The sequence below is a fragment of the Denitrobaculum tricleocarpae genome (assembly GCF_007004665.1).
Taxonomy (GTDB): domain Bacteria; phylum Pseudomonadota; class Alphaproteobacteria; order Kiloniellales; family Kiloniellaceae; genus Denitrobaculum; species Denitrobaculum tricleocarpae.
In genome coordinates, this window is record NZ_ML660052.1 from 189,228 (window position 1) to 200,834 (window position 11,607).

Here is an 11,607-nt window from a genome sequence, read left to right on the forward strand (position 1 = left end):
CCCGTCGTTATTCAAGCGCCGAACTCAAGCAATGGATTCAAGCGCCGGTCATGACGCTGCCATCGGCGGCGACCACGTACTTGCGAACATTCCGCAAACTGGAAAAGTCTTTGTCGATCAGCACCTGGTAGGGCCGGTGTGGTAAAATGATCGAGCGTTCCAAATGAGTGACACCGGCTTCCTGAGAGGCCGTGTCATAGGGATCGATGTGAAAGACCTCGGTCTCGACTTTTCCGAAAATCCCGGCGGCTTTCTGCTCTGTCTTTTTGGACAGCAGGGTTTCAACCGACCATGACATGGTCCAGTCGAGACCTGGCGCCCCGGAGGCCTCGGCCAGGATCTCGCGCAGCGGCCCCTGCTGCCGGGTAAAGGTATGAGAATACATCGGGCCGACATGGACTCTGCGCAAAAACTTCGGATGAAGGTCGGGAAAGTCCTTATCGAAACCGCGGGCGATGGTCAGCAGTTTCAGATCCGACAAGGACTGCGCCAGAAGATGAGTCTGTACCTTGGGCCATCGGAATTCATCGGTTGAGAGCGCCCGGTCGCTGCTGTCCTCCATCATCATCTGATAGAGCACGGGAAGATTCTGCGAGCTGTCGTAGACCGCCCAATGGACGAAATAGCGGCGCCGCTTGGAGGTGTCGACCGGCTTGTCCTTGCCCAGCCACACCAATTGCGGATGGTTCTGCGCCAGGAACAGGTTCCGGTCGCGCAGCATCTCGTAGTAGACCCGCTGGCTCATGGCATACTGCAGATCGCGCGGCTTTTCGCGCTTCTGCAGGATGTGCTGCACCATCTCCTGCTTGAGGACATCGCGTGAGGGCAGACTGCCCAGATGATGATCGACTTGAGACAGATCGTTGGCCATCTGCAGGAGCTCGCGGAATACGGGGAAGCCCGAGTCCGTCCTGTCGATTTCCAGCGCCGAGGAGACGGCTTTTCCGAGGGTTCCGGTCAGGAGATACTTGGTGGAGAGAGCCTCGAAGCTGTTCGAGAGCGCTTTGAGATAGCCCTCGATGACATCGAGCTGCAAAGCGCCGAAACTCTCCGCGTCATCGGGACGGTCGAGCGCGGCCACGGCCCGCAGGTTCCCGACAATCCGCTCAAATTTCGCAAAGTAACGCCGGCAAGCTGCGTTGTCGCGCAATTCGAGTGTCTCACTTCCTGAGTCTGTCACAGCGTCCGTTCCCCAGCCTGCAACCTCAGAGACTCTCCTCGCCGTAGAGATTCTTATCGTGCTTTTCGACGATCTTGGCGAAGCGGCGGACGAAGCGCTCATCGGACTTCGCCTTTTCCTCGAGAACCTTCCGCGCGAAGACCATGTGATCCTCGTGGTTTTCCATCATCTCGGCCATGCGGCTCTGCGTCGCAGATCCAATGGCCGCCATTGCGGCCTGGGCCTTCTCGTCGGTTGCAACGCCGATTTCGTTGATGCGGTGCGCAACGTCCTGCTGCTGCGCGGTCTTCAACGACTTGGTCAGGGCGTCGTAGAGAACGACCCGCTGCTTGGTATCGGTCTGCAGTTTGTTGATCAGCACCATTTGAGTGGCGGCCTGGTTCTGCAGAGAGTCGACCCAGGACTTGCCCTTTTCAATATAGCGCTCCAGGGTCTGAGACCGCGCCAGCTTGACCTGCTCGCCTTGCACCAGCTCGTTATAACGGGTGTTGAGCGCAGCAAGTTCAGTCTCGAGCGCTGTACGGGCGGCCGCGTCCTGCTCCATGGAAATCCGGTTTTCGAGATCGATGATCTGAGGATCCATGGCCAGGATTTCGGCCCGCTCGGCCTCCAGTTCGGCAACCACGATCTCCCGGTCGTTCAGAGTCTCGGTCAGGTTGGTATTGACCTGCTCTTTGTGCATGTTCAGGACATCGAGCTGATCGCTCAGCATTTTGATGATGACGTCCGATTTGGAAATCAGATCCTGCAGCTTATCGTCGACGGAAGAATTGCGGATCCGCTCTTCGCGCATAGAGTCCGACTTTGCGCTGGAAAAAAAGCCGACGAACGTCTCCATGCCAGAGCGTTCGCGCATCTCGTCGAAGTCTTTTGAAAATCCGGCCGTGACCTCGTCCAGCCCCATAATCAAATCCGCGATGTTCGCATTCATCGCTTCATTGTGGGAATGAACGTCGTCCAGGGTCGCATTTTCGATATCGATGTCGATGTCTCCACCTTCCTTAAGACGCGATCGCGTCCCTTCAATCTGGCTCGAGAGGGCAGCGACCTTTGCCTTGGCCTCACGGACTTCTGCTTCTGCCGATTGAATAGCGGTGTCGAATTTCTGCATCGATGTGAAAACTCCCATAGCGAGAAGGACCTGTTCGAGAACAGCACTCTACATATCTGAGTATTCTGGGCCAGAGTTTAAAGATGAAACCAACCGGATACGCGCGTTTTACGCCGGAAGCGGGGAGAAATCCTGGATGCCTCGAAAATGCCTTAGCTATTGATATTACAAGTAAATTTTTTGTTACCCACAGGCAAAACTATACCGTTGGTTGCATACAATATCTTGCGTCCGTTAACTATTTCCCGGAGGAAACCGGTCATGAAAGTCGCATCTTGATCGTATCAGTCCAACACTAGAGCGCGTCATGTTTTAACGGAAACACTCTGTGTTTTCGCTAAAACATGTGAACCCGCTCTACATCTTATAATAAGAGCAGATTCACCGGTACGACGGATCGCCGAAGGCGATTCCAACTAAACCGGGTCTGCTCTAACGCTCGCCCAATAACCATGTCGCGCAGTCGGGCCCGAGCTCCTCTTCCGCCCGTTGCCGGTAAGCCATGTTGTCCTCAGCACTGAGGACATCACGCCAACGGCCGTTTTCACCCTTGTGCAGAAAGGTTTTGGCTCCGCCTTCCCAAAAAGCGCCGCCCATAGCGACAATCGGCGCCGCATGCTCTCTCATGTAGTCGAAGCCGCAATGCTCGAGGATGGCATCCCAGTTTTCCTTTTTGACAGGGATCTCCAAAAAGGCCGCGATGCGCCGGATTTCACCCGGCAGATCGGCTTTCATATCGGTAAAATGAACCAGCAATACATTCGGCAGGTCCCGAACCTGCCACCAGGACCTGACATTCTCCCAAAAGGGCCAGAAGGGATAGCCGTTGCTCTCAATCCAGTCATAGTAGTACTGCCGGACAGAGTGTGACGGCCGTTCGATCGGTGGACCCTCGCGGCCGGGTGTGTCGTTCAGCAAATCGTACCAGAGCTGGCTGGCATTGGCGTGGTGGTTATGCAGGCTCCAGGCGATGTCACGCCCGTCCCTGCCGACATAGATGTACTTGGCCTTGGGAGAGAACACGAGTGCATCGACCGGCAAATGCGTTTTCACAAAGCGCCGATGCTTCTGTTTCTCCAGTTCAGCCAGCTTCACTTCCTTTGGTGGCACGCGCAGATCAACCCAGGGCGAAATCTGCGCAACCGGCACCTTGGGCCTTCCCTTGAAGATTAGCTGCCCGACAATCTGCTGCAGCCAGGTTGCGCCTGACTTTGCATAAGTCGCGATAACAATGTCATCGTTCCGAAAGGCAAAGTCGTTCCAAACACTTGAGTCGATATGATGGTTATGCAGTTCTCTGGTCTTTTCCGGCCAGGTCAGATTGTCCACGGTCATGCTGCACTCCCTAAAATCTGATCGTTCTCGCCGGATAGGCGGAAAACGAACACACTTCAAAAGCGTATTAGAGAGAAACCATGACTCTAAATAATTAACAAAAACAACTCTAAATGCATTTTTCGAGAGCCTGAAAACAACTTTAATAGAGTCATCAGGATTGCATCATCACCGGCACGTCCTAGGTTGAGGACTCATATTCTTTGACGGTCTTGACGATAAAATTATGTTTTCTGGCAAGGAGTTAGGAATGGAGCGATGCTGTAGCATCGTGCTTAGCCAGAATTGGACTGACGACACGACGCTGCCCAGAACGTGGTTCCCAGAACGTGGTTCCCAGAACTCATAATCTCGCCGCCCCTTTGGGGTCTTGTTTTGCCTGGTTTTAGGGGCGTCGAGCCCTCTCACCGGGCCTACGGGCCCGCTTTCGAGACCTCTCCTGCCTAAAACCAGGCAAAACACGATCAAGACCATCAAGGAATATGAGTCCTTAACTTAGTGACGTTCCTTCATCAGTTCGGCAAGGAGCGGGTTGGGGAAGCGCCGCTCTACGGTTACACCGTAAAAAGTCTCCGTCAGATTGGAGAGCTGCGCGCTTTCTACAAGCGCGCCGCTCGCGAGTTCATCGCGCACAACAATCGGCGGCATGACCGCCAAGCCGATCCCCTCACGCGCCAGGAGACGCATCATCGCCATGTCATCGACTTCGGCAACGATCTGCGGCCGGACGCCGAGCCGGTCGACGAGGGCATCGAATCCCATTCGCAGGCCGCTGGCGGCAGTGGGCAGAATGAGGGCCGACCGGCTGAAGCGCTCAGGCAGAGTGAGATCCGGCGGACAGAGTTCCGGGACGCCGATCAGGCTAAGCGTCTGTTCATCCAGCCGCTGCACGACAAATGAGGTGAGGGCATCGGCGGGTGGTGGCTGGTTGGTCAGGACGAGATCCAGATGCAGCGCCGAGAGTGCGCTGAAGAGCTCCCCGGCGCTTCCCGAGCGCAGAATGACCTCCACGTCCGGCCGGCCCAGCACAGGGCGCAGGAAAGCCAGCTGAAAGTTCCGCGAGAGTGTGGCCAGAGAGCCGACACGCAGAGCCTGCCGCTGCTCGCCGCTCTGTTGGAGAGTGGCAATCAGCTCCCGTCCGGTCGCGAAGATGGAGTCGGCATGGTCGAGCGCGATCCGGCCGGCCTCGGTCAGGTATAGAGCGCGTCCCCGGCGCTCGAAGAGAGCCTGGCCCAAGCGCTCCTCCAGTTGTCGGATCTGGGTCGAGATAGCGGACTGAGACACGTTCAGCTGCGCCGCTGCCCGGGTCAGGTTGCCTTCGTGGGCGACGGTCTGGAAATACCGAAGATGGTGATAGTTCAATTCAGTCATAACGTTCACTTAAACAGAACAAAAACTTACAAACAATGTATTTTTCTTGAGTCAAAGAGACGCGTAGAACCTTGAGCGTTTTGAACCCTGCTGGAACGCCCCTGTTATGCTTTACAACCTGATTCCCCTGATCGCGCCTGCTGCCCTGCTTTCGGTGGCCGTTTTCGCATTGAAGCGGCAGGGAATGCGTCCGGACCTCGTCCCGAAGCTCACGGAAGCGGCTGCATTGATCGCGCTCGCAACAGCAATTGCCTCGGCTGTGCTCCTGCTGGTTCAGGGCGCCGGCAGCGGTCCGCTGCTGGGAATCGCCGGCGTGGGGATTGCGACCCGGCTCGATGTGGTGAGTGCGACGATGCTGGTTCTCGTCGCCTTCGTTGGCTGGGTGGTCGTGCGCTACTCGGCCTCCTATCTCGACGGTGACGCGCGTCAGGGCGCTTTTCTTGGTTGGATGGCGACGACACTTGCCGTGGTGCTGTTGCTGGTTCAGGCGGGCAACCTCGTCCATTTGGTCGCAGCCTGGATCGCGACCAGCCTCTGCCTGCATCGGCTCATCCTTTTTTACAGCGACCGTGTCAAAGCCGCCCGTGCGGCGCGCAAAAAGTTCATCGTCGCGCGGGTTGGCGATGCCGCTCTCGTCTTGGCGGCGGTTCTGCTTGCCTTCGGCTATGGAACCTTCGACATCCCGGCGATCCTGACCGCCGCGCGGGAGGGCGTGACGCCTGCCGTTGCGCCCTGGGCGGCGGGCCTGATTGCATTGGCCGCGATCCTCAAGTCCGCGCAGTTTCCGACCCATGGCTGGCTGACCGAAGTGATGGAGGCACCGACGCCGGTATCCGCGCTGCTCCACGCCGGTGTCATCAACGCGGGTGGTTTCGTGCTCATCCGCTTCGCCGATGTGATGCTGCTCTCCCCGGGCGTGCTCGCCGTTCTGGTGATGATCGGCGGTTTCACGGCACTGTTCGGCGGCCTCGCCATGCTGGCGCAGCCGGCCGTCAAGACATCGCTGGCCTGGTCGACGATCGCGCAGATGGGCTTCATGATCATGCAGTGCGGCCTGGCCCTGTTCCCGCTGGCGCTCCTGCACATCGTTGCCCATTCGCTCTACAAGGCCCATGCCTTCCTGGCGTCCGGCACGGCGGTGGATCTCGTGGCGGCGATCCGCCGGCCCGGCCCTATCGCGATCCCTGATAGCCGGGCGGTCGCCCGTGCCTTTGCGCTAGCACTCACCATCTATGTGGTGATCGGCTTCGCCTTTGGGTTCGACGCCAAGTCGCCGCAGGCCATTGCACTGGGTGCGATCTTGATCTTCGGCGTCGCCTATCTAATCGCGCAGGGTCTCGCCGACGCTGCGCCTCGGGTGCTGACTCAGCGCACGGCGCTCTACGCGGTCGCCGCCTCGATCAGCTACTTTGCTCTGCAGACGGCGACGGAATGGCTCACTGCCGGGACCCTTCCCGCGACCCCAGCGCCGGGGCCGCTCGAGTGGGCGTTGCTGGTCCTCGCGCTCGTCAGCTTCGGTCTTGTCGCCATTGCTCAGGCGACATTCCCGCTCTGGGCTTATCACCCGGCAGCCGCCGGCCTGCGTGTGCATCTGTCGAACGGACTCTATGCCAATGCGGTCTTTGACCGCCTGATCGGCAATGGGTCGCTCCGCCGCTCCACCACCCCGACCGATTCCTGAGAGAAGAAGAAAGCCATAACCGTGGAAATTAAAACCGAGTTACTCGATCTCTCGACCGTGAGCACCGCTGCCGACGGGGCCGCGCGCCAGATCCCGCCGGTATGGCCCCTCGCGTCCTACGTTGCGGTCAATCCCTTTTTGGGTCAGACGGAGCAGACACTTGCCCAGGTGGGAGCCCGGCTCGGGCGTATCGGCGGAACGCCGGTGGCCATGCCGCGTGACTGGTATCTGGAGCGCATCGCGGCAGGAAAAATTTCTGATGCCGACCTCGTTGCGGCCCTGGCCGCGTCGCCCCATGCGGATAAGCCCTCCGACGTGGCTGCACTGAAGGCGGCAGCGGCGAAAACACGGCCCGCGCCTGCGGCTCTGCCCACGATTGCCGATCTCGCCGCCAGAGACCATGGCGAGGACTGGCCCGGTCTGATTGCCGACTGCTTCGGAAACTGGGCCGCGGGCTATTTCGACGAAGGTCAAGCGCTCTGGGCCGCGCCGCGCGGACGGCGGGCATGGACCGCATATTTGGCTCATGCGACCCACGATTTGACGCCTGAGATCATGGGGCTCCATGACTTCGGCCGCTTTGCCGCGGATGCACCGCAGAATCCGCTTGAGGCCATTGCCCGCGCGGCTCAGCGGCTTGGGCTGAGCGAAGCTGCCCTCGACAGCTATTTTCATCAGCTTCTCTTTTCGCTCAGCGGCTGGGCGCAATATGCGCGCTACCAGCTCTGGCGTGCCGAGTTGGGAGGGGAAAGCGACACCACGATCACCGATTTTCTTGCGATCCGGCTCCTTTGGGAAGAAGCCGTGTTCATACAGCATGAGGCTGCGATCGAAGATGAGTGGGCGAAAGTGCGCGCGCAGCACCAGACCCCCATTGCCGCTGGTGAGGCTGAAATCATTGATGAGATCCTGCAGGAGGCCGCCGAACGCGCGGTACAGCGGGGTCTTGTGGAGACGCTCGCGGCGCCAACGCCTGCGGGAGATGAGACACGGCCCGCCCTGCAGGCCGCCTTCTGCATTGACGTGCGTTCGGAAGTTTTCCGCCGTGCGCTGGAGGCGGTCGATCCGGCGATCCGTACTCTGGGGTTCGCCGGTTTCTTCGGCGTTTTCGCCAAGCACCGGCGCTTTGCGTCGGACGTCGAGGAACTGCGGCTTCCTGTGCTTCTGAACCCGACCATTTCTTCGACCTCGGGCGATGCCGCAGATGAAAAAGACGATCTGGCCACGCGCTATTCCGCCCGCGCCAAGCGCGCCTGGGGTCGTTTCAAGCTGGCTGCGGTCTCCTCCTTTGCTTTTGTCGAAGCCATGGGGCCCGTCTATATCGGCAAGTTGCTGCGCGATGCGCTGGGACTGAATCCAACGCCCGTGCCGAACGATCCCGCACCGCGTTTCGACCCTGAACTTGATTTGGAAACGCGGATCGCTTCAGCTGAGACCGTCCTGCGCGCCATGTCGCTGACCAATGGTTTTGCACGGCTGGTTCTGCTCGCCGGTCACGGCGCGAATGTGGTCAACAATCCGCACGCCAGCGGCCTGCACTGCGGAGCTTGTGGCGGCTACTCGGGTGAGGTCAACGCACGCTTGCTGGCGTCGCTTTTCAACGACCCGGACGTTCGCAAAGGTTTGGTCGATCGGGGAATTACCATTCCCGAGGACACGCTGTTTGTCGGTGCCTTGCATGATACGACAACCGATGCGGTCACACTTTACGACAAGGACGCGCCGGCCTTCAATTATGCGGCGTCCGATCATGGTGCCGATCTCAAGCAGGCGCGTCAGTGGTTGGTGGCGGCGGGCAAGGTGACCCGCGGCGAGCGGGCGCTGCGCCTGCCGCGCGCCGGAGGTCAGGGTGACATTGCCGCTCGAGCCCGCGACTGGGCCGAGGTCCGTCCCGAGTGGGCTCTAGCCGGCTGTAAGGCCTTCATCGCCGCCCCACGCACCCGCACCGCGGGACGTAATCTCGAAGGCCGCGCTTTCCTGCATGACTACGACTGGAAACAGGACAGCGAGAAGGGCTTCGGTGTGCTGGAACTCATCATGACCGCTCCGGTTGTGGTTGCGAGCTGGATCAGCCTCCAGTATTACGGCTCGACCGTCGCGCCGGACACTTTCGGCTCCGGCAACAAACTGCTGCACAACGTGGTCGGCGGCATCGGAGTCTTTGAGGGGAACGGCGGGCCCTTGAGAGCCGGTCTTCCCTGGCAGTCGGTCCATGACGGCGAGAACTATATCCACGACCCGCTGCGTCTGTCCGTCTGCATTGAGGCGCCACGCGAAGCCATGACCGGCATTCTCCAGCGGCATGAGGGGGTGCGGGCACTGTTCGACAACCGCTGGCTCCATCTCTTCGCGCTTGATGACGAGGGCCGGATCGCCTATCGCTACAGCGGTGATTTGACCTGGGAAGCGGTTGAGGCAGCGATCTCCACGGAGAGCCTTGAAGCGGTTGCGTAGCGGGTAACTCAATGTCCTTCCCGACTGCGGGCTCGATTCCGGTCCGATAGGTCAATGCCGTATCGCGGGTGCGGTGGGAACTTGCTTTAATGGCTGTGCTGTTGGGAGAAAATTCAAACCCTGAGGGCTCTCGTCATTTCTTCGAAACGACTGCCGCTCGGCTGACTATTGTAGATGCTGCAGGCGTTTCGCCCTGCGAAACGCTAGTGGCGGAGGGAGAGGGATTCGAACCCTCGATACGCTATTAACGTATACACACTTTCCAGGCGTGCGCCTTCAGCCACTCGGCCACCCCTCCATCTTTTGCCGTTTTCCCGGCATCTTTCGGGATTACGACCGCGCGTATCATGCGCGGCGGGAAATTAGCCGAGCCGTTCCCAAGATGCAATGCCCGAAAGCAGAGAAAGTAAAATGCCGGTCTGCCCCGCGATAGCCTGAACAGTGCATTTGTGTGAATTGGCACAGCCCGCCAATAGCTGATATGCTTCGCGCGCTTGGGGTCAGGCCCTCGTATTTCAGAGACGGCGGTATCTAAATAAGCCGCTAAATCATAGATTTAGAGTGTGATTGCGCGCTCGGTTGCGGCTTCCGGCAGACGTTTGACGAATCAGTATTCTTGAGGCGTGAAGTGAGAGTTTTCGGTCGTTTTCTTGGATGGTTTCTGCTTGCACTTGCCTTCATTGCGCTCGGCCGGGATCTGGTTGCAGTCGCGGCCGGTGAAACCTTTCGGCTGGCTCCTCTGGGGGAAGTCTGGTTCAAACTTCATTCCGCGAGCCTGAACATGCTGCAGGCCGGTGTCGAGCGGCGGATTGCACCCGAGGTTTGGGATTCTGTCATCGCGCCGGTACTGCAATGGCCGACGGTCGCAGTCTTCGCGGTTCCGGGCCTGTTGCTAGTGCTGCTCTGTCGTGACTGGCAGGGCCAAAAACGGCGCTTTCGCTGAGACCGGGACCCAAACTGATCAAGCAGCTTTGCCCGCTTGCAGCCTATCCAACCGCAGACGGTGCCGTGCATCCGTCAAACGCCGGCCTCCGGCCAGAACCACGCCGGTTGCGCCGATAGAGGTGCCACCGGCAATCAGGAACATGACCAGAATCTGATACTTTACGGCTTCGGCTGGATCAGCACCGGCCAGGATCTGCCCGGTCATCATGCCGGGCAGGGCCACAAGACCGGTGGCGGCCATGGAATTGATGATCGGCATCATGGCTGCCTTCATGGCGGTTCGCGTCACCGGCAGCAGCGCCTCATGGCGGTCAGCGCCCAACATCAGGCGGGCTTCGACGGCGGCACGTTCGCGGGTGAGCGTCGAGGTGAGGGTGTGCAGACCAAGGCTGACGCCGGTCATGGTGTTGCCAAGAACCATTCCCAGCAGAGGGATTGCATAGCGCGGATGGTACCAGGGGTCCGGACTGACCTGGGTCGAGAGCGCGAAGATCGTCACGACACCGGCAGCGAACAGCATGCAGCCCGTTCCGAGGCCGTAGCTCCACCCTCCTGTGAGACGGCGTTCCTGTCTTGCCGTGACCTCGTGTCCCGCAAAGGCGATCATGGCGAGAGCGGCAAGACTGGTCCAGAGCGGCGACACATGGGAAAAGAGCGTCGTCAGAACCAGTCCGACCAAGGTGAGTTGAACGATCATTCGGATCGTCGAGATCAGCAACTGGCGCTCAAGGCGCAGGGAAAGGGCGAGGGAGAGTCCGCCGTTGATCACGATCAGAAGGGCCGCCAGGGCGAGATCCCAGTTGGAAAGAGCGATTGCGTTCATTGCACGGCCTTTCCCGATATCTCTGCAGAGTGGCTGGATAAAGGCGCTTCGGGCTCGCGCGGCACTGCCTCCCCGGGAAGAGGCAATGCCTGTCGAAGCCGGCCGTTTTCCAGATAGAGCCAACGATCCGCCACACGTTCGGCCTGGACAGGATCATGGGTCACCCAGATAACGCCGGTCCCGGTCTGCAGGCGTTCCGCGATCAGACCTTCCACCGCCGTGATAGCGGCCTGATCCAGACCCGATGTCGGTTCATCGAGCAACAGCACGCGCGGATTGATTGCCAGTGCCCGGCTGAGAGCAAAGCGCTGGCGTTCGCCGGTTGAAAGCCGGGCAATTGGCCAGTCCTTTCGGGCGTCTTCGAGCCCGAGGCGTTGGAAGAAGGCTGAGGCGCGGTCCCAATCGTTGAAGTGTGCGCCCAGGTCGTCTGCCCACCAACCGGCTTCGGCCGGCAGGTAACAGACCTGACGCCGCCAATCCGGCGCTGGAATGTCCTCCCGGTGAACACCATCCAAGGTGACTTCGCCCTCGTTCGGGTCAAGATCGGCGATGGCGCGCAGCAGAAGGCTCTTGCCTGAACCGGAAGCGCCGCGGATAGCGAGACACTCGCCATCGGCAAGGGTCAGGCTCGCTTCGAGCAGATCTGGACGGCGAAGGCGGCGAACGCTGAGCATATATTCTCTCTGGAGTGCCGCGGTTTTTCGTAG

At 59.7% G+C, this 11,607-nt stretch carries 9 protein-coding genes and 1 tRNA gene; 3 read left to right on the forward strand and 7 right to left on the reverse strand.

All coding sequences use genetic code 11. The annotated features are described in order from the left end of the window. Nucleotides 1–37: 37 nt before the first annotated feature. The 4 genes from FKG95_RS00875 to FKG95_RS00890 all read right to left on the reverse strand — a co-directional run bounded on the left by FKG95_RS00875 (nucleotide 38) and on the right by FKG95_RS00890 (nucleotide 4,997). Nucleotides 38–1,180: a hypothetical protein gene (locus tag FKG95_RS00875; protein ID WP_142894220.1), complete on the reverse strand. Its 1,143-nt coding sequence runs from the start codon at nucleotides 1,178–1,180 to the stop codon at nucleotides 38–40. Between the two features lie 25 nt (nucleotides 1,181–1,205). Continuing rightward, nucleotides 1,206–2,291 (reverse strand): coiled-coil domain-containing protein, encoded by a 1,086-nt coding sequence (locus tag FKG95_RS00880; RefSeq protein ID WP_179953868.1) that lies wholly within the window; start codon nucleotides 2,289–2,291, stop codon nucleotides 1,206–1,208. A gap of 432 nt (nucleotides 2,292–2,723) precedes the next feature. Next, on the reverse strand, nucleotides 2,724–3,626 hold the full coding sequence (locus FKG95_RS00885) for a sulfotransferase domain-containing protein (protein ID WP_179953869.1): 903 nt from the start codon (nucleotides 3,624–3,626) through the stop codon (nucleotides 2,724–2,726). A gap of 495 nt (nucleotides 3,627–4,121) precedes the next feature. Next, nucleotides 4,122–4,997 carry a LysR family transcriptional regulator gene (locus FKG95_RS00890; protein WP_142894225.1) on the reverse strand — a complete coding sequence of 292 codons (876 nt, stop codon included), beginning with the start codon at nucleotides 4,995–4,997 and terminating at the stop codon, nucleotides 4,122–4,124. Between the two features lie 106 nt (nucleotides 4,998–5,103). Here FKG95_RS00890 and FKG95_RS00895 point away from each other — a divergent pair, with 106 nt between their 5' ends. Both FKG95_RS00895 and FKG95_RS00900 read left to right on the forward strand, forming a co-directional pair. After that, complete coding sequence (locus FKG95_RS00895; RefSeq protein ID WP_142894227.1) at nucleotides 5,104–6,678, forward strand: proton-conducting transporter transmembrane domain-containing protein; 1,575 nt, start codon at nucleotides 5,104–5,106, stop codon at nucleotides 6,676–6,678. 21 nt (nucleotides 6,679–6,699) lie between these two features. Beyond that, on the forward strand, nucleotides 6,700–9,132 hold the full coding sequence (locus tag FKG95_RS00900) for a YbcC family protein (RefSeq protein ID WP_142894229.1): 2,433 nt from the start codon (nucleotides 6,700–6,702) through the stop codon (nucleotides 9,130–9,132). A 207-nt stretch (nucleotides 9,133–9,339) separates the two neighbouring features. On the opposite strand, the gene FKG95_RS00905 is transcribed toward FKG95_RS00900, so the two are convergent. Then, nucleotides 9,340–9,430, reverse strand: a tRNA-Ser gene (locus FKG95_RS00905). A 330-nt stretch (nucleotides 9,431–9,760) separates the two neighbouring features. On the opposite strand from FKG95_RS00905, the gene FKG95_RS00910 reads away from it, so the two are divergent. Further along, a complete protein-coding gene (locus FKG95_RS00910; RefSeq protein ID WP_142894231.1) occupies nucleotides 9,761–10,075 on the forward strand; it encodes a hypothetical protein in 315 nt (104 codons plus the stop codon). An 18-nt stretch (nucleotides 10,076–10,093) separates the two neighbouring features. Here FKG95_RS00910 and FKG95_RS00915 read toward each other — a convergent pair whose 3' ends face one another. Together FKG95_RS00915 and FKG95_RS00920 are read right to left on the reverse strand one after the other, a co-directional pair. Continuing rightward, nucleotides 10,094–10,900 carry an ABC transporter permease gene (locus FKG95_RS00915; RefSeq protein ID WP_142894234.1) on the reverse strand — a complete coding sequence of 269 codons (807 nt, stop codon included), beginning with the start codon at nucleotides 10,898–10,900 and terminating at the stop codon, nucleotides 10,094–10,096. Further along, a complete protein-coding gene (locus FKG95_RS00920) occupies nucleotides 10,897–11,574 on the reverse strand; it encodes an ABC transporter ATP-binding protein (RefSeq protein ID WP_142894236.1) in 678 nt (225 codons plus the stop codon). The genes FKG95_RS00915 and FKG95_RS00920 overlap by 4 nt, the downstream gene beginning before the upstream one ends. Nucleotides 11,575–11,607: the final 33 nt, after the last annotated feature.